At 62.2% G+C, this 24,836-nt stretch carries 24 protein-coding genes; 19 read left to right on the top strand and 5 right to left on the bottom strand.

Annotated elements, in window-relative coordinates; genetic code table 11:
* Positions 1 to 16 precede the first annotated feature (16 nt).
* Positions 17 to 1,063 (bottom strand): heat-inducible transcriptional repressor HrcA, encoded by a 1,047-nt coding sequence (gene hrcA, locus C8348_RS08215; RefSeq protein WP_106752806.1) that lies wholly within the window; start codon positions 1,061 to 1,063, stop codon positions 17 to 19.
* 188 nt (positions 1,064 to 1,251) lie between these two features.
* Between hrcA and rph the strand changes: the two genes are divergently transcribed.
* From rph to C8348_RS08180, 7 genes are all read left to right on the top strand, one after another.
* Complete coding sequence (gene rph / locus C8348_RS08210; RefSeq protein ID WP_106752805.1) at positions 1,252 to 1,965, top strand: ribonuclease PH; 714 nt, start codon at positions 1,252 to 1,254, stop codon at positions 1,963 to 1,965.
* Between the two features lie 10 nt (positions 1,966 to 1,975).
* Positions 1,976 to 2,617 carry an RdgB/HAM1 family non-canonical purine NTP pyrophosphatase gene (gene rdgB / locus C8348_RS08205; protein WP_106752804.1) on the top strand — a complete coding sequence of 214 codons (642 nt, stop codon included), beginning with the start codon at positions 1,976 to 1,978 and terminating at the stop codon, positions 2,615 to 2,617.
* Positions 2,614 to 3,771 (top strand): radical SAM family heme chaperone HemW, encoded by a 1,158-nt coding sequence (gene hemW / locus C8348_RS08200; RefSeq protein WP_106752803.1) that lies wholly within the window; start codon positions 2,614 to 2,616, stop codon positions 3,769 to 3,771. Before rdgB ends, hemW begins: the two co-directional genes overlap by 4 nt.
* 344 nt (positions 3,772 to 4,115) lie before the next feature.
* Positions 4,116 to 5,675, top strand: a complete 1,560-nt coding sequence (gene phaZ, locus C8348_RS08195) for a polyhydroxyalkanoate depolymerase (protein WP_244293966.1) — start codon at positions 4,116 to 4,118, stop codon at positions 5,673 to 5,675.
* A gap of 108 nt (positions 5,676 to 5,783) precedes the next feature.
* Positions 5,784 to 6,689 carry a glutaminase gene (locus C8348_RS08190; protein WP_106752802.1) on the top strand — a complete coding sequence of 302 codons (906 nt, stop codon included), beginning with the start codon at positions 5,784 to 5,786 and terminating at the stop codon, positions 6,687 to 6,689.
* A gap of 115 nt (positions 6,690 to 6,804) precedes the next feature.
* The gene (locus C8348_RS08185) at positions 6,805 to 7,224 is read left to right on the top strand and encodes a DUF2852 domain-containing protein (protein ID WP_106752801.1); all 420 of its coding nucleotides are present in this window, start codon (positions 6,805 to 6,807) and stop codon (positions 7,222 to 7,224) included.
* Between the two features lie 186 nt (positions 7,225 to 7,410).
* Positions 7,411 to 8,145, top strand: a complete 735-nt coding sequence (locus C8348_RS08180; protein ID WP_106752800.1) for a M48 family metallopeptidase — start codon at positions 7,411 to 7,413, stop codon at positions 8,143 to 8,145.
* A gap of 25 nt (positions 8,146 to 8,170) precedes the next feature.
* Here C8348_RS08180 and C8348_RS08175 read toward each other — a convergent pair whose 3' ends face one another.
* Positions 8,171 to 10,360, bottom strand: a complete 2,190-nt coding sequence (locus C8348_RS08175; RefSeq protein ID WP_106752799.1) for a transglycosylase domain-containing protein — start codon at positions 10,358 to 10,360, stop codon at positions 8,171 to 8,173.
* A gap of 291 nt (positions 10,361 to 10,651) precedes the next feature.
* Between C8348_RS08175 and C8348_RS08170 the strand changes: the two genes are divergently transcribed.
* The 3 genes from C8348_RS08170 (at position 10,652) to C8348_RS08160 (ending at position 12,342) form a co-directional block, all read left to right on the top strand.
* Positions 10,652 to 10,957 (top strand): DUF1330 domain-containing protein, encoded by a 306-nt coding sequence (locus C8348_RS08170; RefSeq protein ID WP_106752876.1) that lies wholly within the window; start codon positions 10,652 to 10,654, stop codon positions 10,955 to 10,957.
* Between the two features lie 312 nt (positions 10,958 to 11,269).
* The gene (locus C8348_RS08165; RefSeq protein ID WP_106752798.1) at positions 11,270 to 11,629 is read left to right on the top strand and encodes a carboxymuconolactone decarboxylase family protein; all 360 of its coding nucleotides are present in this window, start codon (positions 11,270 to 11,272) and stop codon (positions 11,627 to 11,629) included.
* 74 nt (positions 11,630 to 11,703) lie between these two features.
* On the top strand, positions 11,704 to 12,342 hold the full coding sequence (locus C8348_RS08160; RefSeq protein WP_106752797.1) for an HAD family hydrolase: 639 nt from the start codon (positions 11,704 to 11,706) through the stop codon (positions 12,340 to 12,342).
* A gap of 42 nt (positions 12,343 to 12,384) precedes the next feature.
* Here the strand turns inward: C8348_RS08160 and C8348_RS08155 are convergent, their stop codons facing one another.
* On the bottom strand, positions 12,385 to 12,762 hold the full coding sequence (locus C8348_RS08155) for a rhodanese-like domain-containing protein (protein ID WP_106752796.1): 378 nt from the start codon (positions 12,760 to 12,762) through the stop codon (positions 12,385 to 12,387).
* A gap of 178 nt (positions 12,763 to 12,940) precedes the next feature.
* Here C8348_RS08155 and C8348_RS08150 point away from each other — a divergent pair, with 178 nt between their 5' ends.
* The 8 genes from C8348_RS08150 (at position 12,941) to C8348_RS08115 (ending at position 20,831) form a co-directional block, all read left to right on the top strand.
* Positions 12,941 to 13,390 (top strand): arsenate-mycothiol transferase ArsC, encoded by a 450-nt coding sequence (locus C8348_RS08150; protein WP_106752795.1) that lies wholly within the window; start codon positions 12,941 to 12,943, stop codon positions 13,388 to 13,390.
* A 221-nt stretch (positions 13,391 to 13,611) separates the two neighbouring features.
* The gene (locus tag C8348_RS08145) at positions 13,612 to 15,630 is read left to right on the top strand and encodes a bifunctional DedA family/phosphatase PAP2 family protein (protein ID WP_106752794.1); all 2,019 of its coding nucleotides are present in this window, start codon (positions 13,612 to 13,614) and stop codon (positions 15,628 to 15,630) included.
* A 109-nt stretch (positions 15,631 to 15,739) separates the two neighbouring features.
* The gene (locus tag C8348_RS08140; RefSeq protein WP_106752793.1) at positions 15,740 to 16,171 is read left to right on the top strand and encodes a YeeE/YedE family protein; all 432 of its coding nucleotides are present in this window, start codon (positions 15,740 to 15,742) and stop codon (positions 16,169 to 16,171) included.
* 3 nt (positions 16,172 to 16,174) lie between these two features.
* A complete protein-coding gene (locus tag C8348_RS08135) occupies positions 16,175 to 16,615 on the top strand; it encodes a DUF6691 family protein (protein WP_106752792.1) in 441 nt (146 codons plus the stop codon).
* Positions 16,616 to 16,704: 89 nt separating this feature from the next.
* On the top strand, positions 16,705 to 17,598 hold the full coding sequence (locus tag C8348_RS08130; protein ID WP_106752875.1) for an MBL fold metallo-hydrolase: 894 nt from the start codon (positions 16,705 to 16,707) through the stop codon (positions 17,596 to 17,598).
* Between the two features lie 202 nt (positions 17,599 to 17,800).
* On the top strand, positions 17,801 to 19,582 hold the full coding sequence (locus C8348_RS08125; protein WP_106752874.1) for a SulP family inorganic anion transporter: 1,782 nt from the start codon (positions 17,801 to 17,803) through the stop codon (positions 19,580 to 19,582).
* A 55-nt stretch (positions 19,583 to 19,637) separates the two neighbouring features.
* A complete protein-coding gene (locus C8348_RS08120; protein ID WP_106752791.1) occupies positions 19,638 to 20,132 on the top strand; it encodes a universal stress protein in 495 nt (164 codons plus the stop codon).
* A gap of 138 nt (positions 20,133 to 20,270) precedes the next feature.
* A complete protein-coding gene (locus tag C8348_RS08115; RefSeq protein ID WP_106752790.1) occupies positions 20,271 to 20,831 on the top strand; it encodes a NifU family protein in 561 nt (186 codons plus the stop codon).
* A gap of 68 nt (positions 20,832 to 20,899) precedes the next feature.
* Here the strand turns inward: C8348_RS08115 and C8348_RS08110 are convergent, their stop codons facing one another.
* Together C8348_RS08110 and C8348_RS08105 are read right to left on the bottom strand one after the other, a co-directional pair.
* Positions 20,900 to 22,147, bottom strand: coding sequence for a GGDEF domain-containing response regulator (locus C8348_RS08110; RefSeq protein WP_106752789.1), 1,248 nt, complete (start codon positions 22,145 to 22,147; stop codon positions 20,900 to 20,902).
* A gap of 200 nt (positions 22,148 to 22,347) precedes the next feature.
* Complete coding sequence (locus tag C8348_RS08105) at positions 22,348 to 22,944, bottom strand: LOG family protein (RefSeq protein WP_106752788.1); 597 nt, start codon at positions 22,942 to 22,944, stop codon at positions 22,348 to 22,350.
* Positions 22,945 to 23,216: 272 nt separating this feature from the next.
* On the opposite strand from C8348_RS08105, the gene C8348_RS22515 reads away from it, so the two are divergent.
* Positions 23,217 to 24,818 (top strand): LysM peptidoglycan-binding domain-containing protein, encoded by a 1,602-nt coding sequence (locus C8348_RS22515; protein WP_106752787.1) that lies wholly within the window; start codon positions 23,217 to 23,219, stop codon positions 24,816 to 24,818.
* Positions 24,819 to 24,836 lie beyond the last annotated feature (18 nt).

Below are 24,836 nucleotides of genomic sequence, written 5' to 3'. Positions count from 1 at the left end.
TGCCGGCAGCGCCGCGTCAGCCGACAAGGCGGCTGACGAGGCGAGCCGTATAGTCAACCATCGGGATGACGCGCGCATAGTTCAGCCGTGTCGGGCCGATGACGCCCAACACGCCGATGATACGCTGCTCCCGGTCCCGGTAGGGCGAGACCACGACGGAGGATCCTGACAGGGAGAACAGCTTGTTCTCGGAGCCGATGAAGATCCGGACCCCGTCGCCGGTTTCGGCAAGGCCGAGCAACTGGATCAGGTCGCGCTTGTTCTCAAGGTCGTCAAACAGCAGCCGCACACGTTCCAGATCCTCGGCAGCGCCGACTTCGGTCAGGAGGTTGGACTGGCCACGCACGATCAGTGTGTCGCCGTCACCCGATTCCCCGCCCCAGACCGCAAGCCCGGCCTCGACGATCTTCTGGGTCAACTGGTCCAGCTCCGCCTGGTTGGCTTCGCGCAGGCGTTCAAGCTCGCGGCGGACTTCCGCGATGGTCCGCCCCTGGATCTGGGCGTTGAGATAGTTCGACGCCTGCACCAGCGCCGAAGACGGCAGGTTTGCGGGTAGCTCGACAATCCGGTTCTCCACCGAGCCATCTTCCCCGACCAGCACTGCAAGGGCGCGCAGGGGCTCGATGCGGATGAATTCGATGTGTTTGAGGCGGATGTCCTGCTTGTGGGTCAGGACGACGGCGGCACCGCTTGTCAGTCCAGACAAGAGCTGTGTCGCTTCAGTCAGCACCTGTTCCGTATTCTTGCCGCCAGTGGCGCGGACCTGGACATTGATCCGCTCCCGCTCTTCCCGCGACAGGTCGCCAACCTCAAGCAGTGCATCGATGAAGAACCGCAGCCCGGTCTCGGTCGGCAGCCGTCCGGCGCTGGTGTGCGGCGAGTACAGAAGGCCCAGATGTTCCAGATCCGCCATGACATTGCGCACCGATGCGGGTGACAACGACATGCCGAGACCTCGCGCCACATTGCGCGATCCGACCGGCTCACCCGTATCCAGATAACTCTCCACAATGGAGCGGAAGATGTCGCGAGATCGCCTGTCCAGCTCGCTCAAGCTCACCATTCCTGCCTCTTTCCCACTTGGGTTTCCTCGGACAGGCCATGTGACATGGCCTTGCAAATTAAAGATATAGGATCAATTCCGCCGTCAAGCGCAAGCAGACCTTTGCGTCGGCGCGCGCCAGCAGTTACAAGCGCGCGAAAGTGCCAGTTCCGGGCGATTGCTTCCGGACAAACCTCAGGGAGTTGCCCATGCGTCCGTCCAAGCGCGCTGCCGACGAACTCAGAGCCGTTACGCTGGAGCGTGGCTTTGCCAAGCACGCGGAAGGCTCCTGCCTTGTCAAGTTCGGTGACACCCATGTCCTGTGCACCGCCAGCCTCGAAGATCGCGTGCCGCCCTGGTTGCGTGGCCAGAACCGCGGCTGGGTCACGGCGGAATATGGCATGCTGCCGCGCGCCACGGGCGAGCGGATGCGCCGCGAGGCTTCTGCTGGCAAGCAGTCTGGCCGCACCCAGGAAATCCAGCGTCTGATCGGTCGCTCCTTACGCGCTGTTGTCGACCTCGAGGCCCTTGGCGAGAACCAGATCACCATCGACTGTGACGTTATCCAGGCGGACGGCGGCACCCGGACGGCAGCGATCACGGGTGCCTGGGTAGCCCTGCATGACTGCATCGAATGGATGCGCGCCCGGGAAATGGTGAAGAAGCAGGTCCTCAAGGATCATGTCGCTGCCATCTCTTGCGGCATTCACAACGGCAAGCCGGTGCTTGACCTTGACTACGCCGAGGACTCCACCGCGCAGACCGACGCCAACTTCGTCTTCACCGGCAAAGGCGGCATCGTCGAGATCCAGGGAACTGCGGAAGGCGAGCCTTTCTCCGAAGCTGATCTTGCCGCGCTGATGGGGCTTGCCAAGTCGGGCATCGCCCGTCTGGTCGACCTGCAGAAAATGGCGATCCTGTGAGGTTTTTGGCATGACCCACCGCAAGCTTGAACCCGGGCGTCTCGTCCTGGCCAGCCACAATGCCGGTAAACTGCGCGAGTTTCGCGAGTTGCTGGCGCCTTACGGCTATGACGTTGTCTCGGCCGGGGACCTCGATCTTCCGGAGCCGGAGGAAACCGGTACCACGTTCGAGGCCAATGCAGAGCTGAAGGCTGTCGCCTCGGCGCAGGCATCTGGCCTGCCGTCGCTCGCGGATGACAGCGGCTTCTGCGCCGCAGCGCTTGATGGCGCACCGGGGATCTATTCCGCCCGCTGGGCCGGTCCCTCCAAGGACTTCGCCATGGCCATGCGCAATGTCGAGGAAAAGCTGCAGCAGCTTGGCGCCACCGCGCCGGAGCGGCGTCGCGGGTCGTTTGTTGCAGTCCTGTGCCTGGCCTGGCCGGATGGTCACACCGAGTTCTTCCGGGGCGAGGTCGAGGGCCAGATCGTCTGGCCGCCGCGCGGCGAGAAGGGCTTCGGCTATGACCCGATGTTCCAGCCGGATGGCCATGACCGGACATTTGGCGAAATGACCTCTGACGAAAAGCACGGCTGGTCTCGCACGAGCCCCGGCCTGTCGCATCGCGCCCGCGCATTTGCCGCCTTTTCCAAGGCCTGTCTGGAGCAGGAATGACCACGACACCGGACGGGGGATTTGGGATTTATGTGCACTGGCCGTTCTGCGCGGCCAAATGCCCGTATTGCGACTTCAATTCCCACGTTCGCCATCAGGCCGTGGATCAGGAGCGCTATGTCGCCGCTTTCAAGCGGGAACTGGCCCATTTCGCCGCCTGGACGCCCGGCCGCACCGTTCAGTCGATCTTCTTCGGCGGCGGCACCCCGTCGCTGATGCTGCCGGCTACCGTCGAGCGGATCCTTGAGGCGATCGCCGGTCACTGGGCGATGGATCCCGATGCAGAGATCTCGCTGGAGGCCAATCCGTCCTCGGTGGAGGCAGAGCGGTTCCGCGGCTATCGCGCAGCAGGGGTCAATCGGGTTTCCATGGGGGTTCAGGCGCTCAACGATCCGGACCTGCGGCTCCTCGGCCGCCTGCATGATGTGGCCGGAGCCCGTCGTGCCATCGAGACGGCCCGCGAGACGTTTCCACGCCTGTCTTTCGATCTCATCTATGCCCGTCCGGGTCAGACTGTTGCGGCGTGGGAGCGGGAGCTCACCGAGGCGATATCGCTCGCGGCCGATCATTTGTCGCTCTATCAGCTGACCATCGAGGAGGGCACGCCGTTCTTTGCCTTGCACAAGGCTGGAAAGCTGGTGGTCCCGGAGCCCGATGTCGGCGCCGAGTTCTATGCGGTGACGCAGGATGTGACCGACGCGCATGGCCTTCCGGCCTATGAGGTCTCGAACCACGCCCGTCCCGGCGCGGAATGCCGGCATAATCTCGTCTATTGGCGTTATGGCGACTATGTCGGTGTCGGTCCTGGGGCCCATGGCCGCCTGTCACTGGGCGCGACCAAGCGGGCCACGGCCATCGAACGCCATCCGGAAACCTGGTTGTCCCATGTCGAGGAACGCGGACATGGCATGGTCGAGGATATGCCGCTCAATGACGAGGAGCAGGGGGATGAATACCTGCTGATGGGCTTGCGCCTTGTCGAAGGCGTCGATCTGCTGCGTTATGAGAAACTGGCCAGTCGCCGGATCGATCCGCGTCGACTGGATGCCCTGCTGGAGCACGGCATGGTTGAAATGCTCGGAAATCACCGCCTGCGCGCGACCCGGGATGGATTTTTTGTGCTTGATGCGGTCGTCGCCGATCTTGCTGCCTGAGCCCGCGCAACCGGGGTGCCACCTGTCATGGAAGATGCGCGCGGCTTGTCACATTACCCGGCTAACTGCTTCAAGCTAAACGACTTTACCCCTATTGTCATGCTGCATTGCGGCATACTGTGACGCTGAAATAGAAGCCATTATATTGGCTGGGGCGACTTGTTCTTCACGAATAATCAACAAGCTGGGCACAAGCTATATCCAAACCGGCTATTGAAGAGGCGTGAATCTTCGGCCTATCCTGCTGCAATGCCAGAACCTGAGGTGCGTTCCGCGTACCCGGTCAGCGAAGAGGATTGGAACTGGTGCCGTTCTATCATCTCTATGAGCTCAACCACGCGGCGATGGCGCCCATGCGCGCTGCTGCCGATGCAACCCGGCTCTACTTCCAGAACCCGTTCAACCCGATGACCCATACCCAGATGGGGCGTCAGATTGCGGCCGCCTGTGAAGTGCTGGAGCGTACAACCCGTCGCTATGGCAAACCCGAATTCGGCCTGCCGACGACGCTTGTCGGCGGCACGCGTGTTCCGGTGCATGAACGTGTCGTCTGGAGCCGGCCGTTCTGCAACCTGATCCATTTCGAGCGCGCGCTCGAACGGCCGCGAAAAGACCCGAAGATCCTCATCGTCGCGCCGATGTCGGGCCACTACGCAACATTGCTGCGTGGTACCGTCGAGGCCATGATGCCGCGCGCCGACGTCTATATCACCGACTGGATCGATGCCCGGATGGTGCCTCTTGCCGATGGCAAGTTCGATCTTGATGACTACATCGACTATGTCATCGCGATGATCCATCACCTGGGGCCGGATACGCATGTCGTCGCCGTCTGCCAGCCGTCTGTCCCGGTTCTCGCCGCTGTTGCCGTCATGGAAGGTCGCGAGGATCCGCTTGCCCCATCCACGATGACCCTGATGGGCGGTCCAGTGGATACCCGCGTGGCGCCCACCGCCGTGAATGATCTTGCGATGTCGAAGGGCATCGACTGGTTCCGGCGCAATGTCATTATGACGGTGCCGTTCCCGCATCCCGGCACCATGCGCGAGGTTTATCCCGGCTTCCTGCAACTGTCCGGCTTCATGTCGATGAACCTCGACCGTCACCTGATTGCGCATCGCGACTTCTTCCAGCACCTGGTCAAGGGCGATGGCGACAACGCCGAGAAGCACCGCGACTTCTATGACGAGTATCTCGCCGTCATGGACCTGACGGCCGAGTTCTATCTTCAGACTGTCGAAACGGTGTTCATCGATCACTCGCTGCCGAATGGCACGATGATGCACGGGGACACTCCGGTCGATTGCTCGAAGATCCGCAATACGGCCCTGTTGACCGTTGAAGGCGAGAAAGACGACATCACCGGCCGTGGCCAGACCCGTGCGGCCCATGATCTGTGCTCCTCGCTGCCGGACGATATGAAGGTCCATTACGAGCAGCCGGCGGTTGGTCACTATGGCGTCTTCAACGGTTCGCGGTTCCGCTCTGAAATCGCCCCGCGGATGATCGACTTCATCCTGACCCACTCTCAGGACAATCGTGCGAGACAGGCACGCGCGGCAGCAGCCTCGACCCCGGCCTCGACCCCGGCATCGACCCCTGCCTCGCCTGGTGGTGTGGCACCAGCCGCAGCCAAGACTCCACGCGCCACCCCGTCTGATCCGTTGGCGAAGATCCTGTTGTCGAAGCCGAAGGGCGTCGCAGATGATCTGAAGGCAATCACGGGTGTGGGTCCGAAGCTGGAAAAGACGCTGAACGAGGCAGGGATCTTTCACTTCTGGCAGATCGCCGGGCTGACCGAGGCGCAGATCGAGGCTCTCGACGCACGCCTTGACATTCGTGGCCGCATGGCCCGCGACCAGTGGATCGAACAGGCTCGCCGTCTGTCTGAAACAGTCGACTGAGGACTGGCCCGGCGGCGAAACCGCCGGGGCCATGCCGCAAATTTTTCCCTTGCGTCAAGCGCGTTGCTGTTGTCCGGTCCGCCGGACAACAGGAGCACTCTTGGCGTGATGCAGGATCTACTCGACGAAATCGCCGCAACGCTTGGGCCCAGGCCAGATCGTGGTTCGGTGGCAGATTACATTCCGGAACTCGCCAAGATTGATCCGCAGCAGTTCGGCATGGCCATAGCGCTGGCCGACGGGTCAGTTCATGTGGCCGGTGATGCTGATACGCCGTTTTCCATCCAGTCTGTCTCGAAGGTTTTTGCCTTGGCTTTGGCCCTTGGCAAGGTCGGGGACCAGCTGTGGCGACGCGTTGGCCGTGAGCCCTCTGGCCAGAGCTTCAACAGCATCCTTTTGCTGGAACGCGAGGAAGGTATTCCGCGCAACCCCTTCATCAATGCCGGTGCCCTTGTCACCACGGACACCTATCTTGCGTTGTCCTCACCGCGCGAGGCACTGGGCCATCTGCTACGCTTTGTCAGGGCTGCTGCAGATGATGAGGGCATTCACATCAACCACGATGTGGCCCGGTCGGAGCTGGAGACCGCGCATCGCAATTTCGCACTGGCGCATTATCTCGCCGCCTTTGACAATCTCCATAACAGTCCGGACAAGGTGCTGGGCACCTATTGCCACCAGTGCGCCATCGACATGACTTGCCGCCAGCTTGCGCTGGCCGGCCGTTTCCTGATCGAGGGGGCTGGGTTTCCGCGTCTCCTCAGCCGGGATCGACGCCGCCGCATCAATGCGCTGATGATGACCTGCGGGCATTATGACGGCTCGGGCGATTTTGCTTTTCGGGTCGGCCTTCCCGGCAAGAGCGGTGTTGGCGGCGGTATCCTCGTGATTGCACCGGGCCGGGCCTCAATCGCCGTATGGTCGCCCGGACTGAACCGCTATGGCAACTCCCTGCTCGGCACGGAGGCCATGGAAGTGTTCGCCCGTCGGACCGGCTGGTCGGTCTTTGGCTAGACCGCCGGACCTTGGTCCATGCGGGACGAATATGTCCCGGTTTGTAACAGCTCTTGAACAGGCGGCCTCGACCCCCCACGTGATTCGCTGTTGAGGTAACCGATAGGGAGCAGACATGACCGCAACTTCCGTCATCCGCCCGGGCTGGTCCCCGGTGACCATCGGCCTGATGGTCTTGGGTTTCGTCGTCTTCTGGCCGCTGGGCCTGGCGATGTTGGCCTATATTCTCTGGGGCGACCGCTTCCAGTCCATGGCTCGCGATGCCAGGGACCAGTGGAACGCCAGCCCGATGAAGGGAACTTTCTGCAACATGAGCAAGAACACCGGCTTCAGCCGCACCGGCAACGTCGCCTTTGACGACTACCGCGAGCGCGAAATCAAGCGCATCGAGGACGAACGGGCGAAGCTGGACGAAATGCGCGCTGACTTTGACAGCTATCTCCGCGAACTGCGCCGCGCCAAGGACCAGGAAGAGTTTGATCGCTTCATGGCAACCCGGGCCAACCGCACTCCGGCAGACCTGCATCAGGGCTGACCTGCAGACTGATCCTGGACCCGACCGGAAGCGGCGCCCACAGCGCCGCTTTCGTCGTTCTGGACCTTGAAGGCAGTTGGCACTCGAACTTGCGTTCGCCAGACAGCCCAAGGTTCTCTCAACGCTGGTCCCGACGGTCACAATCCCGTACTACGCTTGGGTTCCGTTTCGATTCCTTGGGCGCCGATGCTGTTCCGTTCCCGCCGTGTGAAACTGCCTGAAGCCGTCATGCTCGCCCTGACCAGTGGCGAGGTCAGCATCCGGCTGCGCCAGGATCCGCGGGCCCGCCGTTATCTGTTGCGGTTGCCGACAAATGCCCCAGAGCCTGTCCTGACCATTCCACGCGGAGGCTCGCTGGAAACTGCCCTCGACTTCGTTGCCCGCAACAGGGGCTGGCTGGAAAGCCAGTTGTCGGCACGCCCTGCCGTCACCCCTTTTGCGGCAGATGCTGAGATCCCTGTTCGCGGTGTGCTGCACCGGATTGTCGCCACGGGGCGCCTGCGCGGGCCGGTCACCTGCGTTGCCGCGCCGGACGGCCCGCAGCTGCACGTTCCAGGCGATGCTGCCCACGCCAGTCGAAAGGTCACAGACTGGCTGCGCCGTCAGGCACGCGATGATCTTGTGCAGGCTGTTGATCGCCACTGTGCCACAGTCGGCCGTCAGGCCACGGCGATTTCCCTGCGGGATACCCGCAGCCGCTGGGGCTCCTGCGCTGCGAATGGCCGGCTCTCGTTTTCCTGGCGGCTGATCCTCGCGCCGCCTGAAATCCTGGACTACGTTGCCGCCCACGAGGTTGCCCATCTGGTCGAGATGAACCACTCGGATCGCTTCTGGGCTGTCTGCCGGCGTCTTGCCCCGCAGACACCGACTGCCCGCGAGTGGTTGCGGCAGCATGGTGCGGGACTGCACACCTACGGCTGACAGCCAGGGTAGCTGGTCTCGGGGATCAGTTTCCGAAGATGCGTTCGATCAGGTTGAGAGGGCCCGGTGCCCCTTCCTGCGGCGGAACCAGCTGACTGCCTGAGCCAACATCTGCCGGTGGCAGCGGTGCATCGTCGCTTGGGGCAGGTCCGGCTTCGAGGATCATCTGCGCGGCGACACCAGGAAGCGGGGCCACAGGTAGGCCGAGATGCGCTGCCTCCATGGTTTCGCGCCAGATATCGGCAGGCAGTGAGCCACCTGTCGCTTTCTTTGTCGGGCTATTGTCATCATTGCCAAGCCAGACGGTGGCCGTGAGATTGGCAGTGTAGCCGATGAACCAGCCGTCGCGGAAATCCTGGCTGGTGCCGGTCTTGCCTGCGGCGGGGCGCTTGTCGAACAGCACCGCCTTCTTGCCCGTCCCGGTGATCAATGTCTGCGCCAGCATATGGTTCATCTGCGCCAGATGAACTGGACTGATGATCTTGCCCGGACCATTACCCTGGCGCGCATACAGCGTCCGTCCTTCCGTCGTGCGGATCCGCTTGATCACATGTGGCACAACGCCATAGCCGCCATTCGACAAGGGGACGAATGCAGCCGTCAGTTCCAGCGGTGTGACCTCAGACGTGCCGAGCGAAAGCGACAGGTTCGCGGCCATAGGCGATGAAATGCCCATCCGCCGCGCCGTGCGGATCACTGCTTTCGGTCCAAGTTCGGACATCAACCTGGCTGCAACGGTGTTGAGCGACATGGCCAGCGCTTGCGTCAGGGTGACGTCGCCATAGAACTTCTTGGTGTAGTTCTGCGGCGACCATCCCTTGACGGTGAACGGCTGGTCGCGCCGGACAGTGTCGGGTGTCAGGCCGGCTTCAAGTGCGGCGAGGAAGACAAAGGGCTTGAATGCGGAACCCGGCTGACGCCGCGCAGCAACAGCCCGGTTGAACTGGCTCTGGCTGTAGTCGGCGCCACCGACCAGCGCCTTGACGGCGCCTGCCGTATCCAGAATGACAACGGCACCCTGCCGCACCCCAAGCGTCTGGCCTTGTGCGGCAAGATTGCCGCGCAAGGCCAGTTCGGCAGCCTCCTGCATACTGCCGTCGATCGTCGTATCGACGACGATGTCCGCATCGATGGCGCCGACATATTGCGGCAGCATGTCCATCACCCAGTCGGCAACATAATTGGCGCTGGAGCTGTTCTGGATCGAAACCACCACGGCTGGTTCGTTTATGGCCTTGCGTGCGGTTCCCGCTTCAATAAAGCCAGCATCATGCATTGCGGCCAGAACCACCTGGGCCCGGTCTGCCGCCAGTTTGGGATTGCGTGTCGGTGCATAGCGCGATGGTGCCTTCAAGAGGCCGGCCAGTGTCGCGGCCTCGGCAAGCGTGATCATGCGCGCCGACTTGCCGAAATAACGTCGCGCGGCCGCGTCGACGCCATAGGCGCCGGCACCGAGATAGACCCGGTTCAGGTACATCTCCAGGATTTCGTCCTTGGAATAGGTCGCTTCAAGCCACAGCGCGAGAACCAACTCCTGGACCTTGCGGCCAAGTGTACGGTCCGGTTCCAGGAACAGGTTCTTGGCCAACTGCTGGGTCAAGGTCGACCCGCCCTGCACCAGCCGTCCGGAAGACACATTGACCGCCATCGCCCGGGCGAAACCGATCGGATCAAGGCCGAAATGGCTGTAGAAGCGTCGATCCTCGATAGCGATCACCGCCTGCGGCAGATACGGGGGCAATTGTTCCAGCCGCACGGCCTCGCCGCCCGTGTCACCGCGATTGGCAAGCAACTCGCCGTTGGCCGCAACGATCTTCACATTTGGCGGTCGTTCAGGGACATGCCATTCGGATGTCGGGGGTAGGTGCGCCGCATAGTAGCCAAGAATGCCGACAGCCGCGATCACGCCCCAGATCGACAGCACGAAACCCCAGTAAAGCGTACGCCGGACCAGCCTGCCAAGAAAACCGCGTCGTTTCCGTCTGGGCTTGCCGGAGCCGCCGCCGCGCGGAGCGGAGCGTTTTGGCCGGCCGCGGCCCGACGGGGACATCTCCTCCTCGTCAGGTTGGTCCGGCCTCTGCCTGCGGCGTTTGCCGGATGCGGGCACAGAAGTGCTCACCCGATCACGCGACGTGGGACGCAGGTCCAGGAAGGCTGCATCACCACCGTCGAATATCGGCTCGATTCGAGGTCCACTTTTGCGCTTCTGCGCCATGATCTCCCGGCAACGCTGGCAACCGCGCGCACAAATTGTTCTGCGGCCTGTCATTCAAAATAGAAGCCGGGTTTTAAGGCGGCGTTAAGCCATGGTGGTTGTTCGAAGGGCAGCACTGCATGGCTTGAGCCGTCTCGGCATTGAGGGGGGCTGAAGTCCAGACGTTGTTTGGCTCACCGGGCGCGGTCAGAAGGACCCGAAACGGTTGTGCCGGTTGCCAGAACAGGCGAAAAAGTCGAGGTTGGCGGCGCTGCCCGCATCGGGATCCCGGCAAACGGAAAGGACAGCGGAATGGCGAAAGGTTACTGGATCGGACGGGTCGATGTAACGGATCAGGAAGCCTACAAGGCCTATGTCGCGGCCAATGCCGAGCCTTTTGCGGCTTATGGCGCGCGCTTCCTCGTGCGTGGCGGACAGTTCGAATGCGTTGAAGGAGAGGCCCGGGCTCGCAATGTGGTGATCGAGTTTCCGAGCTATGAAGCCGCTCTGGCCTGCTATCAGTCGCCGGGATATGCCCATGCCAAGTCGCTGCGCGATCAGGCAGGCATCGCCGACATCATCGTCATCGAGGGTTATGAAGGCCCGCAGCCGGTATAGTTGTGTTCTGGCAAGCCGTGGTGCAGCAGGACTCCCGAAGCACTGGGGCTTGCTTGGATACGGACGGAGGGACCGGTTTGAGCTGGCGGACTTGAGTTTGCTGCGGCCGCTGCGCTCCGGAATTGGCTTCTGTGGCTGGCTCTTTGAAGCTTGAACCTTCCCCTTTGGATGCAGTTTCTCGTCCCGTGCGGACGAGAACTCCCGGCCCGGGGATATCTCCGCTTTGCGACAGGTCAACCCGGCTGTGATCTGAACCTGCTAGCAATCCTGAAGAGGCGGCAGAGCCGCCGCTCAAGACAGAAGGATGGCGATATGTCCGTGAGTGACTGGCAGAGCTTCATTTCCGAAACCGATAGCCGGATGGCCACATTGAGGGCCGGCATTCCGGGCGTTGCCAAGGGCTTCGGCGAGACGGCCCGCGCGGCTATTGGTGCAGGGGCGCTGGATTCCAAGACCAAGGAACTGATCGCGCTGGCCATCGGCATCACCGCGCGCTGCGATGGTTGCCTCGCTTATCATGCCAAGGCGGCGGCGAAATATGGCGCCAGCCGGGAAGAAATACTGGAGACCATCGGCGTTGCAGTCTACATGGGAGGTGGGCCGTCCATGATTTATGGTGCCGAAGCGCTGGCGGCCTTTGACGCCTTCGCACCCTCCGCCCCCCAGGGCTGACAGACGCAACGCAGGTCTCGGCTGCCGTTTGCCCTGCCGGCCTCCCCACCCATGGGGGCAGCAAGGCGAACGGCATGTATGACGCGGTGATCTTCGACCTCGACGGAACCCTGCTTTCCACCGAATCCGTTTCGGTGCGCGGCGGCATGAGCGCGCTCAGGTCGCTAGGGCGGACGGCTGAGGAGCACCTGTTCCACCTGCTGGTCGGCAAGGATGATGCCGCCAGCCGGCTCATTCTGGTTGACCATCTGGGTGAAGAGGCGGTGAACGCCTTCATGCCGGCCTGGGGCGACGAGTGCCAGCGCATCTTTACAGAGGAAGGCATTCCGTTGCGCCCGCGCGTGACCGAGCTGTTGGAGCATCTGGACACCACGGGACTGCCGCGCGCCATCGCGACCTCAAGCCGGCGCGACAGCGCCCGGACCAAGCTGAAGTGGGCCGGACTTGAGAGGCAGTTTGCATCGGTGGTGTGTTTCGAGGATGTGGCGCGGCGCAAGCCGGCGCCTGATCCTTACCTGCATGCAGCCGAATTGCTGGGTGTGGATCCGGGCCGCTGCATTGCATTTGAAGACAGCGAGACAGGGGCGGAAGCGGCGATGCTTGCCGGTATGGTCGTCGTGCAGGTGCCGGACCTGCTGCCGTCCGAAGGTCAGTTTGCCCATCACCTGGCTGAGGATATCTGGACCGGAGCCCGGATGGCCGGGCTGATATGAGCCGGAGGCGGCTTCCGGCCGAAACCGGAAGCCGTTGTCATTTCACGGGCGCGGGATGTGGGCGCCTGTGGCCGTATCGGTGCCGAGATAGCCGTAGCCGGCCGCTTTCCAGGCGGTGAAGCCGCCGGTGACATGGGTGATCCGATCGAAACCGGCTTCGATGCAGCGCTCGGCCATCAGCCGTGAACGAACGCCCGAGCCGCACATCAGCACCAGCGGCCGTGGCCCGCCGGTCGGCAGGCGGGCCGGATCAAACCCGGACACGGGCGCCAGCAATGCGCCGGCGACATGCTCATAGGCGTACTCGCCCGGCGTCCGGACGTCGATCAGGACAATCTCGTTGCCGTCATAAAGCGCCCGCGCCTCCTCGACGGTAAGGGTTTGCAGAATTGCAGTTCCGATGTGGTCTTCTGTCGACATGTCGCCATTCTCCAGTTTTAGATTGTTTTCGTATATTCGAAATTTATGACATTTAAAATCCGTGATTTTCGACTCATTCCTGTAGAAAGCACCGTAGCGTCAGCTTTTTGTCACATGGGCGTTGCCGGACAATTCTAGACAGGCCGCGCCGGAAAGTTTCCGAATCGAGAGGCGCTGCATGAGCACTGCCACCGTTCTGTTTGTCTGCCCTGACAATGCCCTGCTGGGGCCCCTCGCTGAAGCCTATCTGAACGCCATTGGCGGACATCGGCTGCGGGCGTTCTCGGCAGCTCCGATGCCGCGTGTCAATCTCCATCCGGCGGTTCCGCGTCTTCTGTCGGATCAGGGACTGGCTGGAACAGGGCTCATGCCGAAGAGCTGGGACATCTTTTTGTTGCCTCATGCACCGCAGCCTGACCGGATCGTCGCCTTGTCCGCATCGGTGACAGGATCGCAGCAGCCGCTCTGGCGTGGCGCGCCGCGTCAGACGCTCTGGGACATTGCAGGCAACGGCGAGCGCAATGACAGTCTTGCCGTTTGTTCGGAGTATTTCAGGCGCATCCGGTTGTGCATTGACCGGATCCTGCAGGATCCCATGGCCGCCCGGCTGCCTGCCCTCGCCAGCTGAACCGGTCCGACAACGCCGAGGTCCGGCTGGGTATTCGATCATCGCGCGGCCCTGCCACTGTCGGCATTGGCAATCGTGAAACCTTCGCGTGCTAGATACCTGTTGAGCCCCCAGAAGGCTGCCTATATGCAGGCAGCGACTGAATCGCGGCGGCAACGTTCCGCGTCCAACAGGGCGAGGGACGGAGGACCTTGCGCCCAGCCCTTGCACGGACACGCGACTTGACAGAGTACCTGAACCAGATCGTGACGTTTCTGGGCGATAATCCGGACCTGGCGGGAATCATCGTTTTCCTGATCGCGATGGGCGAGGCGCTGTTCATCGTTGGACTGTTCGTACCCAGCACCGTAGTTCTGGTGGGGGCAGGCGCTCTTGTGGGTCTCGGCAAGCTCGACCCCTGGTCCATCTTCATCTGGACGACCATGGGTGCCATTGCGGGTGATGCAGCATCCTATTGGGTTGGCTGTATCTACAAGGAAAAGTTGCGCGGGCTGTGGCCCTTGTCGCGCTATCCGGCCCTGATGGCGCAAGGAGAAGCCTTCTTCCGGCTGCATGGCGGCAAGAGCATCTTCATCGGCCGCTTTGTGCCGGGCGTGAAATCCGTCGTGCCAGGCATCGCCGGCATGGTTGGCATGAATTTCTGGTACTTCACTTTCGTCAATGTGACCTCGGCCATCGCCTGGTCGATCGTGCATCTGGGCCCCGGCTTCCTGGCCGGAACCGTGCTCAGCGCCATTGGCGAGGTCTCAGGACGTCTGGCGGCGGTGCTGGGTGGGCTTTGCGTCATCCTGTTCGTCATCATCATGCTGGGTCGCTGGCTGATCCAGATCGTGATGCCCCTGTTTCCCGGGACCCATGCGGTTGTGGTTGGCTGGTTTGCCCGCCGCCCGGACAGGCTCTCCCAGTGGGTGGCGCGCACCTTTGATCCGGAACATCCGCGCTCGGTTGGCATGCTGGCATCGGTTGCGGTGCTGCTCGTCACCATGCCGATGTTTTTCTGGCTGATCAGTGAGGTGGGCCCTGGCGAGAGCCTCGTCCAGGCGGATATAGCGATCCGCAACCTGTTCGACACGCTGCGCACGCCCATTGGAGACCGTATCCTCGTGCCGGTCACCATGCTGGGAGACGGGTTTATCATCTTCCTGCTCACCCTCGTGGTTGCTGGCTATCTGTTCCTGCGCAAGGCCTGGCGACGCGCCACCGGCTTTCTGATCTCGATGACCGGTGCGGCGCTGTTCGTGCCGCTGATGAAAGCCATCGTGCTGCGCGAAAGGCCGATGGATCTGGCCGAGGGGGTGCATGCCTACTCCTTTCCTTCCGGTCATGCGACGCTCACCACGGTCCTGTTCGGTATCGTGGCTGTGCTCGTCGCTCATGACCGCTCGGCCTGGGTCAAGGCTGGCGTCTTCACCATTACGGCAATCTTTGTCCTGACGATGGGCTTCTCCCGCATCTATCTCGGCGTCCACTGGACCACGGACGTGGTCGCCGGGCTGCTGTTCGGCACGGCAATGGTGTCAGTGTTTGCGTTTGTTTTCGGCTCGATTCACAACGAGAAAATCGGTCGCGGTGTGTTGTCCGGGTTTGTCGCCGTTTCGCTTGCCGGCATTGGCGCCTGGCATATCAGCCGGAACCTGCCGGATGCGCTGGTCGTCTACAGTCCGGTGGCGCGTGAGGAAATACTCACGCAGGACGCCTGGATGTCCGATGGCTGGACCCGGGTGGCCGGTCGTCGTATCGGGCTTGGGGGTGAGTTCAACGAACCGCTCGTGATCCAGTATGCTGGCACCCTTGACGCCCTCGCGCGGCGGCTGGAAGCCGACGGCTGGAGGCGTCCGCCGGACTGGTCCGTCAAGTCGGCCACCGGCTTTGTTGAAGGCAAGACAACGCCGGATGAACTTCCGACCCTGCCACGGACCCACAATGGCCGCTATGCAGCGCTTGCGCTGATGCGCGACGACCCTAACGGCGGTTTGGGTGGCAAGCGCTGGGTGCTGCGGTTCTGGCCGACGAGCTATCTTGTTGACGCAAGTGGCAGGACGTTGCCGCTCTATGCCGGCGGTCTGCTGCGCGAGGAAATCCTGCATCCCCTCGGCGAGTTCTCCAGCACGATGATTGACCTGCCGGCTCCAGCTCTCGCGGACAATCCTGTCACAGCACTCCCCGGTGCGGCGGTGCGCACCCGGGAGGACGGCACCCAGACCGTATTGGTGCCGGATCTGGCACCTGGCATCGAATAGTTTCGCTTTATTGAAAATAAGACTTGGCGCAGGCGGTCTGATTTCATATATTCGGAACTAGAGGGGCTTGCTTTCGGGCCAGCCTCTGCATGCGAAGAGGGGTTCGAACATGCCTACCGAGTTCACGCCGATCCTGTCATTGGCAGGCGGCGCATTGATTGGCCTTGCGGCTGTTGCATTGATGGCCACCCATGGCCGCATCGCCGGCATTACCGGCATCCTTGGTGCCTTCCTGCCTGGCTCCGGTGACACCGACTGGGGCTGGCGAATTGCCTTCCTGGCCGGCATGATCGCCGCACCTGTCGCCATGATGGTGGTCACCGGCACCATGCCGCAGATCGAGGTGCCGGTTTCGACCACTGCCCTGGTCATCGGCGGCTTCCTTGTCGGCATCGGCGCGACCTATGGCTCCGGCTGCACCAGTGGACATGGCGTCTGCGGTATTTCCCGCCTGTCGCCGCGCTCCATCGTTGCGACGCTCAGCTTCATGGCGACCGGCGGCGTCACTGTCTTCCTCGTGCGCCATGTGTTCGGAGGCTAAGCAATGCGGTTTGTATCTGCTGTCCTCATCGGCCTTGTCTTTGGTCTCGGTATCATGCTCTCCGGCATGGCTAATCCGGCCAAGGTTCTGAATTTCTTCGATATCGCCGGGACATGGGATCCCAGCCTCGCCTTTGTCATGGGCGGCGCGCTGGTGGTGACGGCCATTGGCTATCGCCTCGTGTTCCGCTCGGCCCAGCCGCTGTTTGCACCGCGCTTCCTCGTGCCGACGCGCAAGGACATCGACGTCAAGCTGGTGGGTGGCTCCGCCGTCTTCGGTATCGGCTGGGGCCTGTCCGGCTTCTGCCCGGGTGGCCTGGTTCCGGCGCTGGGCATTGGCGACAGCGCACCCTGGATCGCCTTTGCAGCCATTCTTGCCGGCATGATGGCCGCGCGTGTTCTGGCCAGCCTGCAGGCCCGCCAGAAGCTGGCCCCCGGCGAGTAACAGCAACAGCCAGCGGCTGCGGCCGCTGGTCATCCGAAACGGAACCCGCCAGTGGCACTTGATCCACTGGAGCCCGAATGGAGCACCTGATGAGCGCGTTGTCCTATCCTGTCGACATGTCCGTGAAGCCCGAGGTGACCGCATTCTTTGATCCGGCCACGAACACGATCAGCTATGTGGTGAAGGATCCGGCATCGACGTCCTGCGCTGTCATCGACAGTGTGATGGACATCGACTACGCCGCCGGCCGCATCACTTACGACTCTGCGGACAAGATCGTTGCCTTCATCGAGAGCAACGGGCTCAAGCTGGAATGGCTGATCGAGACGCATGTCCATGCCGACCATCTGTCCGGCGCGCCCTATATCCAGGGCAAGCTCGGCGGCAAGCTGGGCATAGGTGACAAGATCACCGTCGTGCAGGAAACGTTCGGCAAGATCTTCAATGAAGGCACCGAGTTCCAGCGCGATGGCAGCCAGTTCGACAAACTGTTTGCCGATGGCGATATTTACCGGATCGGGAGCATGGCGTGTTTCGTTATGTATACGCCGGGCCATACACCGGCCTGCATGACCCATGTGGTCGGGAATGCAGCCTTCGTTGGCGACACACTGTTCATGCCCGATGGCGGTTCGGCCCGTGCCGACTTCCCCGGCGGCGATGCGGGTGTTCTGTATGACTCGATCCAGAAGGTTCTCGCTCTGCCGGACGACATGCGCCTGTTCATGTGCCATGACTACGGCCCGAATGGCCGAGACATCCAGTGGGAGACCACCGTCGGGGCGGAGAAGGTGCACAACATCCATGTCGGCAGCGGCAAGAGCCGCGAGGAGTTTATCGCCTTCCGTACCGCTCGCGACGCGACCCTCGACATGCCGAAGCTGATCATCCCGTCGCTGCAGGTGAACATGCGCGCAGGCCAGCTTCCGCCGGCCGACGACAGCGGCAAGACTTATCTCAAGGTGCCGATCAACGGACTCTGAGCCAGTCAGCTCTCCGGCGGCCTTGCGATCCGCAACCGGGGATGGCACCGTCACAGGCGCCAAGGCCTGAAGAGGATCGTTCTTTCAAAAGGACCGGGGCGAGGGAACCCGGAGCCGCATGCCATGGACGGGATGGCGGCTCCGGGAACCTGATGCCGAGCAGGCAGCGGGCGCAAAGCCCCGCGACGGATGGCTGGGCCAGATGAACCTGAAGCGCTATTTCCCCATCCTCGACTGGGGCTCCACCTACACCCGCGACACGGCGACGAATGATCTCATCGCTGCTGTGATCGTGACGATCATGCTGATCCCGCAGTCGCTCGCCTATGCGCTGCTGGCCGGGTTGCCGCCGGAAATCGGGCTCTATGCCTCGATCCTGCCGCTGGTCGCCTATGCGATCTTTGGCACGAGCCGGGCGCTCGCGGTGGGCCCCGTGGCGGTCGTCTCCCTGATGACCGCCTCGGCGGTCGGCGAACTGGCGGCGCAGGGCACGGCCGAATATCTCGGCGCGGCCATCGCGCTCGCCTTCCTGTCCGGCCTGATGCTGGTGGTCATGGGCCTGTTCCGGCTCGGCTTTCTGGCCAGCCTCCTGTCGCATCCGGTCATCTCCGGCTTCATCACGGCCTCGGGCCTGCTGATCGCCGCCAGCCAGCTGAAGCATGTGCTCGGCATTGGCGGCGGCGGGCACACGATGGTCGAGATCATGGGCTCGGTGCTGTCGCGGCTCGGCGAGATCAACCTGATCACCCTCGTCATCGGCGTCAGCGCGACGGCATTCCTGTTCTGGGTGCGCAAGGGACTGAAGCCCTTGCTGATTTCCTTCGGTCTGCGGCCACGCCTTGCCGACAGCCTGGCCAAGGCCGGGCCGGTGGCCGCCGTTGCTGCAACGACGGTGGCAGCGACGGTGTTTCATCTCGGTGACCAGGGCGTGAAGCTCGTCGGCGACATCCCGACCGGGCTGCCAATGCCGACCCTGCCGCCCTTCGATGCGAAGCTCTGGCTGGATCTGGCCGGCCCGGCGCTGCTGATCTCGGTCGTCGGTTTCGTGGAATCGGTGTCGGTGGCGCAGACGCTGGCGGCCAAGAAGCGGCAGCGGATCGTGCCGGATCAGGAACTGATCGGGCTCGGGGCCTCCAACATTGCCGCGGCCGTCTCCGGCGGCTATCCGGTGACCGGCGGGTTTGCCCGCTCCGTGGTGAACTTTGATGCCGGGGCCGAAACGCCGGCGGCCGGTGCCTATACGGCTGTCGGCATTGCACTGGCGACCCTGTTCCTGACGCCGCTGCTGGCCAACCTGCCGCAGGCGACACTGGCAGGGACAATCATTGTGGCGGTGCTGTCGCTGGTGGATTTCAAGGCGCTGAAGCGCACTTGGGTCTACTCCAAGAGCGACTTCACCGCGATGGCTGCGACAATCCTGGTGACCCTCGGCATCGGCGTGGAGGCGGGGATCACGTCGGGCGTCGTCCTGTCCGTGCTGTTGTATCTGTTCCGGACCAGCCGCCCACACATGGCTGTCGTCGGCATTGTTCCTGGCACCGAACATTTCCGCAATGTGCAGCGCCACCGGGTGCTGACCGGCACGAAGGTGCTGAGCGTGCGTGTTGACGAGAGCCTTTACTTCGCCAACAGCCGCTTTCTGGAGGATCGCATCCTGGAACTTGTGGCCGAACGCCCGAGCATTTCGCATGTGGTGCTGATGTGTCCGGCGGTGAATGTCATCGACGCCAGTGCCTTCGAGACGCTGGAGGAGCTGAACCGGAGGCTGAAGGATTCCGGCGTCAAGTTCCATCTGTCGGAGGTCAAGGGCCCGGTGATGGACCGGTTGCAACAGACGGATTTCCTTGAACATCTGACCGGTGAGGTGTTCCTCACCCAGTATCAGGCCTTCTGCACCCTGGATCCGCATACGGCCCATGTGGCCGAGGCGCGCAATCCGAAACAGAAGGCCACCAGTGACCTGTGGAGCGGGCCGGAGATCTGAGGCGCGGCGAGTTGCCCCGCTTGCGGCAACGCCCCGGCAATGGCAGCATGCGCGCATGGTCGCTGTACGCAAAAGTTTTGAAGAGGGACACCGCCGCAAATTCCTGGTTGTCGTTGACGACACGCCGGAATGTGATCGCGCGATTGTCTATGCCGCCAAGCGCGCTGCCCGCACGGGCGGCGTGGTCGTGCTTTTGTTCGTGATCGCCCCCGGCGATTTCCAGCACTGGCTGGGCGTCGAGGACATCATGCGCGCCGAAGCTCAGGAGCTAGCCGAAACGACCCTGGCCAAGGCCTCGGATCGGGTACGGTCGGTCGCAAGAACCGAACCGGAACTGGTGATCCGCGAGGGCAACATGTCCGACGAGATCGTAACGCTTATTGAGTCGGACGCGGATATCGCAATTCTGGTGTTGGCCGCCGGGCTCAGTTCTGATGGACCCGGCCCGCTGGTGACCCAGATTGCCGGCAAGGCAGCCGGGCATTTCCCGATCCCGATCACGATTGTACCCGGCAACCTTGATGATGACGCCATCGCAGCTCTGGCCTGAGCTATCTGCCAGACTCCGGCTTGACCTCTGGCCTCGGTGGTCTATCTAGTTTACAAGAATTCCAACCTGGGGCTTTTCCGACCAGCCACCGCCAGTCGATTGAGCGCTGCCCCGAACGTTCGACTGAGGACAACACCGATGTTCATCCAGACCGAGGCGACGCCGAACCCGGCGACCCTGAAGTTTCTTCCCGGCCGTGTGGTCCTACCGGAAGGCACCCGTGATTTCCGTTCTGCGGATGAAGCGGCAATGTCGCCTCTGGCCCAGACCTTGTTCGCAGTGCCAGGCGTGCAGGCCATCTTCTTCGGCCATGACTTCATTACTGTCACCAAGGACGACACCGACTGGCAGCACATGAAGCCTGCCATTCTCGGTGCGATCATGGAACAGTTCATGTCCGGCCAGCCGGTCATGCTGGCGTCAGCTGGAACCGAAGAGGGAGACGGCGAGGAGTTTTTCGAGGCCGGCGACGCGGAAACCGTAACGGTCATCAAGGACCTGATCGAGACGCGTGTCCGTCCAGCCGTGGCGCAGGACGGCGGCGACATCACGTTCAAGGGCTTCAAGGAAGGCATCGTCTATCTGTCGATGCGCGGCGCTTGCGCCGGTTGCCCGTCGTCGACAGCCACCCTCAAGCACGGCATCCAGAACCTGCTGCGGCACTTTGTGCCGGAAGTCGAGGAAGTCCGCTCCATCTGAGGGCTGCCGAAGATTAAAGCAAAAAGCCCGCTCCGGCGGGCTTTTTGGTGTCCACAAACGGCGGGGCGTTAAGACGCGACGAGACGATTGCGGCCAGCACTCTTGGCGGAATAGAGATAGGTATCGGCAATCCGCAGCGCCTCCGACACATCGCTGCCGTGGACACGGGCGAGGCCGATACTGACGGTGATGCGAAAGTTTTGATCGTCGCGGATCACATCGCGGTTTTGTAGTTGAACCCGGAACCTTTCGATGAGCCCACGCGCCTCCGCTTCGCTGGAACTGCCAACGACGGCGCAGAACTCGTCCCCGCCAATACGCACGGCAAATCCGTTCTCAACGGTCAAGCGGTTTAACTCACTGGCGAGCAGCAGCAAGGCCTCATCGCCAGCACCATGACCTCGGCTGTCGTTGATCGATTTGAATTCGTCGACATCGATCAGGGCAAGCCATACCGGCTGCTGTTGCTGGGCTGCTACTTCGCAGCGTCGCACGCCTTCGCCAAAGAGATATCGGCGGTTGTAGAGACCGGTCAGCGTGTCGCGAAGGCTACGGTCCGAAAGCGTTGCAAAACGGTCAATCACGTCAAGGTTTTGCGAGATGCGCAGAAGCAATTCTTCCGGCGGGCAGCTTTTCTGCAGAAAATCGCTCGCACCATATTTCAGGAAACGGATGCGGTTCTCCGTATCCTCAAGGCCGGACATGCCAAGAACGGCCAGCTTCTCGCGACCGTACTTGCGACGCACCGTCTTCAGGAAAGCAAAACCATCTTCGTCCGGCATGAAATAGTCAACCAGGACGAGCTTGATGTCCAGATTGTTGGCCAGAAGATCGAGCCCCTCATGGGAAGAGCGGGCCTGATAGACCTTGTAGCGATGGCGCGACAGGGTTTCGGCCAGTATCGCGCGTTCAACGGACGCGTCATCAATGACCAGAACCCCGATCGACGGGTTCCGGCCAAGACGCTGGACCAGCTCACCGAGATATTCAAGGCTCGATGGGCTGTCCTTGACCACATAGTCAAGGACTCCCTTCTGGCGCATGGCTGCACGAAGGCGTGGCTCGAACCGGCTGGTGAAAACCACGGTCGGAATATCGTGGCCAATGCAAAGATCAACGATCTCGCCGTCCGGCGCATCCGGCAGCGTGAGGTCGACAAGGGCAAGGTCCGGCCTCTGTGCGTTCGAGGCAAGGATATCCTTTGCTTCGGCATAGTCACGGGCAACCAGCACCTGATGTTCGCCGATTTCGGTCAGCTTCTTGAGGGCCGCCTTCTCGAAGAAGGAAGCATCCTCAACAAGGAGGATCGTCTGCATCCGCGTTCCTGATGCTCCTGATTTGTCCAAGAAAATTGCGCGCAAATCACGAAGAAAGCGTTAGTATCTGACGCAGCGGAATCAAGTTTCATGTGAAAAATGACAGGATCGTGAGATGCGATGCCACAAGGGCAGCGCGCGCGTCAACCGGCGCTAGTGCGCACGGAGGGATCAGGGATCCGCTTTGCCCGGAACAAGATCTAGAGATGCGCGACCGAAACATCCTGGTTGGTACCAGAGGCAGCAGCCACCGCAGCTTCGAGCATAGGCAGTATATCTTCGATCCGCTCGGCGACCAGATAGGGAACCTCGGTCTCCGGGCGAATGAACGCTTCTGCGCGCATATGATCCATAAGCTCAAGCAGGGGCGACCAGAAACCGTCAATGTTGGCCAGCAGGATTGGCTTGCGATGCTGACCGAGCTGCGCCCAGGTCATCATCTCGACGACCTCTTCAAGCGTGCCAATGCCGCCGGGCAGGGCGACAAAGGCGTCCGACTTTTCAAACATCAGGCGCTTGCGCTCATGCATGTCGTCAGTAACGATAAGGTCAGTCACGTCGCGCAGCATGACTTCGCGCTGTTCGAGAAACTGCGGGATGATACCCGTGACGTGGCCACCAGCCTCAAGGGTGGAATGCGCAACGGTCCCCATGAGGCCGATAGAGCCGCCACCATAGACGCAATTCACCTCGGCAGCAGCCAGAGCTGTGCCGAACTGACGGGCAGCTTCGATATAGGCCGGATTTCGACCATTGCTCGAGCCACAATAGACGCAGACGCTTTTGAGAAGTTTCATGCTCGACTGTCTGACATTGAGGGCGCGGTGCCGTCAAGTCCGGCCCGCAATCGTTTCAAACGATGCAGACAGCAATGAAGGGTTGGTTAACAAACGAGCTTTGCTTGCCGCACTGCGAAAAGACGTATAAAGCAGCGGATAAGGAACTTGGCAGAAAATCTGTGACAAGTCCGTAAGTTGACGGGAAAAAACCCTTGCCGGGCTGTAACGTCGGGTAAGGGTGGTCGCAAGGCCAGGCGATGGTGGGCATCGCCAAAGGTGGGGTCTAATCAATGACGCGAACAGGCGTGATCTGGAGCCTTGTCGTTGCCGCAGTGGTCGGCATTGCGGCAGTTGTGACAGGTGTTCTCAACTTCGGTCCGGACAAGTTGCCGGCACCGCTGGCGGAGCTGCCTGCCCAGGCACCCGCAGCACAGGCACCCGCAGCACAGGCGCCCGCTGTTCAGGCACCAGCTGTTACGGCACCGGATACGCAGGCACCTGCCGCACCGGCTGCAATCGCCGAATCCCCGCAAGCTCCTGCCCCGGAAACACCGGCCCCGGCGGCCGCGCCATCGGGAACGGAGGCAACGTCACAGCCGGCCCCAGCACCTCAGGTTGACCAGGCCCAGGCCCCGACCCAAGCACCGGCACCGACAGATGCCGCGAACACGCCGGTTGATGTTCCCAGCTTTGACGTTGTCGGTATCCAGCCGGACGGGGCGGCGGTCATTGCCGGCCGCTCTGAACCGGGCGCAATTGTCGCTCTGCTTGCCAATGGCGCTGTTGTTGGCAAGGGCATTGCCAACAAGGATGGCGAATGGTCCATCATTCTGGAGAACCCGCTGCCCCCTGGCGATTATGACATGCAGTTGCAGTCTGAGCGCGATGGCAAGTCGCTGGATTCGGAACAGCGTCTGGCCGTCTCGATTCCGGAAGGCGGCAAGGACCGGCCTTTGATCGTGCTCAACACACCGGATGCCCCGTCGAGTGTGCTGCAGACGCCCGAACCGGTCGCCGCGCCGCTGCAGGTCGCCGAGGCACCCGTTCCCGCTCCTGCTGCTGAGCCTGCTCCGGCGCCAGCTGACGCAGTAGCAGCCGAAATTCCAGCCACTGCTCCAGCCTCTGCTCCGGCAGAGGCCCCGGCTGCCGCCCCGACGCCGGTGGAAGCACCCGCATCAGCACCCGCTCCGGTGGCAGCAGCTGCAGAAGCCGCGACACCAGCGCCAGCAGCTGAGGCTGAGGCTTCTGCTGCAGCGCCGGCTGCGGAAATCCCGGCTCCTGTTGCAGATGCTGCGACAGCCGTTGCAGAGCCGGCGGCCCCTGCCGCCCCTGTTGCATCGCCAACGCCCGAAGCACCGGCAGCCGAGATGTCAGGTCCGTTGACGGTGGAAGCTGTTGAATCTGAAAACGGCAAGCTCTACGCGGCTGGAACCAGCGCGCCTGGCGCGTTGCTGCGAGTATATGTTGCCGACCAGCATGCCGGCGATGTCGATGGCAATCAGAACGGCAGCTGGCTGCATGAAAGCCAGACCGAAGTCCCTGTCGGGTCTGTGGAGATCCGGGTTGACCAGGTTTCGCGGGCAACCGGGGAAGTCCTGGCCCGTGCGGCGGTGACCTTCGAGAAGGCTGTTGAAGACGAAATCGTCCTGTCCAAGGTCGAGGAGCCGAAGCCCGGCGAAGCGGCACAGTCTGCCGGAGAGGCGCGTCCAACACCGAATGTTATCATCCGCAAGGGCGATAACCTCTGGAATATCTCACGTCGGCTTTATGGCACCGGCTATCGTTACACCACGATTTACCAGGCCAACCGCGACCAGATCCGCAATCCGGACCTGATCTACCCCGGGCAGGTGTTCCTGACCCCGGAAGCGGCAGCACCGGCCGCTGAGTGAGTCGTATCTCCAGGCATC

This window comes from Pannonibacter carbonis, from assembly GCF_003012935.1.
Lineage (GTDB): Bacteria > Pseudomonadota > Alphaproteobacteria > Rhizobiales > Stappiaceae > Pannonibacter > Pannonibacter carbonis.
This window is presented reverse-complemented; position numbering and strand designations above follow the sequence as displayed.

What these genes read in the sequence shown, in the direction of transcription:
- hrcA (WP_106752806.1), bottom strand. Translation starts at nt 1,063, where the DNA reads ATGGTGAGCTTGAGCGAGCTGGACAGGCGATCTCGCGACATCTTCCGC.
- rph (WP_106752805.1), top strand. Translation starts at nt 1,252, where the DNA reads ATGCGTCCGTCCAAGCGCGCTGCCGACGAACTCAGAGCCGTTACGCTG.
- rdgB (WP_106752804.1), top strand. Translation starts at nt 1,976, where the DNA reads ATGACCCACCGCAAGCTTGAACCCGGGCGTCTCGTCCTGGCCAGCCAC.
- hemW (WP_106752803.1), top strand. Translation starts at nt 2,614, where the DNA reads ATGACCACGACACCGGACGGGGGATTTGGGATTTATGTGCACTGGCCG.
- phaZ (WP_244293966.1), top strand. Translation starts at nt 4,116, where the DNA reads ATGGCGCCCATGCGCGCTGCTGCCGATGCAACCCGGCTCTACTTCCAG.
- C8348_RS08190 (WP_106752802.1), top strand. Translation starts at nt 5,784, where the DNA reads ATGCAGGATCTACTCGACGAAATCGCCGCAACGCTTGGGCCCAGGCCA.
- C8348_RS08185 (WP_106752801.1), top strand. Translation starts at nt 6,805, where the DNA reads ATGACCGCAACTTCCGTCATCCGCCCGGGCTGGTCCCCGGTGACCATC.
- C8348_RS08180 (WP_106752800.1), top strand. Translation starts at nt 7,411, where the DNA reads ATGCTGTTCCGTTCCCGCCGTGTGAAACTGCCTGAAGCCGTCATGCTC.
- C8348_RS08175 (WP_106752799.1), bottom strand. Translation starts at nt 10,360, where the DNA reads ATGGCGCAGAAGCGCAAAAGTGGACCTCGAATCGAGCCGATATTCGAC.
- C8348_RS08170 (WP_106752876.1), top strand. Translation starts at nt 10,652, where the DNA reads ATGGCGAAAGGTTACTGGATCGGACGGGTCGATGTAACGGATCAGGAA.
- C8348_RS08165 (WP_106752798.1), top strand. Translation starts at nt 11,270, where the DNA reads ATGTCCGTGAGTGACTGGCAGAGCTTCATTTCCGAAACCGATAGCCGG.
- C8348_RS08160 (WP_106752797.1), top strand. Translation starts at nt 11,704, where the DNA reads ATGTATGACGCGGTGATCTTCGACCTCGACGGAACCCTGCTTTCCACC.
- C8348_RS08155 (WP_106752796.1), bottom strand. Translation starts at nt 12,762, where the DNA reads ATGTCGACAGAAGACCACATCGGAACTGCAATTCTGCAAACCCTTACC.
- C8348_RS08150 (WP_106752795.1), top strand. Translation starts at nt 12,941, where the DNA reads ATGAGCACTGCCACCGTTCTGTTTGTCTGCCCTGACAATGCCCTGCTG.
- C8348_RS08140 (WP_106752793.1), top strand. Translation starts at nt 15,740, where the DNA reads ATGCCTACCGAGTTCACGCCGATCCTGTCATTGGCAGGCGGCGCATTG.
- C8348_RS08135 (WP_106752792.1), top strand. Translation starts at nt 16,175, where the DNA reads ATGCGGTTTGTATCTGCTGTCCTCATCGGCCTTGTCTTTGGTCTCGGT.
- C8348_RS08130 (WP_106752875.1), top strand. Translation starts at nt 16,705, where the DNA reads ATGAGCGCGTTGTCCTATCCTGTCGACATGTCCGTGAAGCCCGAGGTG.
- C8348_RS08125 (WP_106752874.1), top strand. Translation starts at nt 17,801, where the DNA reads ATGAACCTGAAGCGCTATTTCCCCATCCTCGACTGGGGCTCCACCTAC.
- C8348_RS08120 (WP_106752791.1), top strand. Translation starts at nt 19,638, where the DNA reads ATGGTCGCTGTACGCAAAAGTTTTGAAGAGGGACACCGCCGCAAATTC.
- C8348_RS08115 (WP_106752790.1), top strand. Translation starts at nt 20,271, where the DNA reads ATGTTCATCCAGACCGAGGCGACGCCGAACCCGGCGACCCTGAAGTTT.
- C8348_RS08110 (WP_106752789.1), bottom strand. Translation starts at nt 22,147, where the DNA reads ATGCAGACGATCCTCCTTGTTGAGGATGCTTCCTTCTTCGAGAAGGCG.
- C8348_RS08105 (WP_106752788.1), bottom strand. Translation starts at nt 22,944, where the DNA reads ATGAAACTTCTCAAAAGCGTCTGCGTCTATTGTGGCTCGAGCAATGGT.
- C8348_RS22515 (WP_106752787.1), top strand. Translation starts at nt 23,217, where the DNA reads ATGACGCGAACAGGCGTGATCTGGAGCCTTGTCGTTGCCGCAGTGGTC.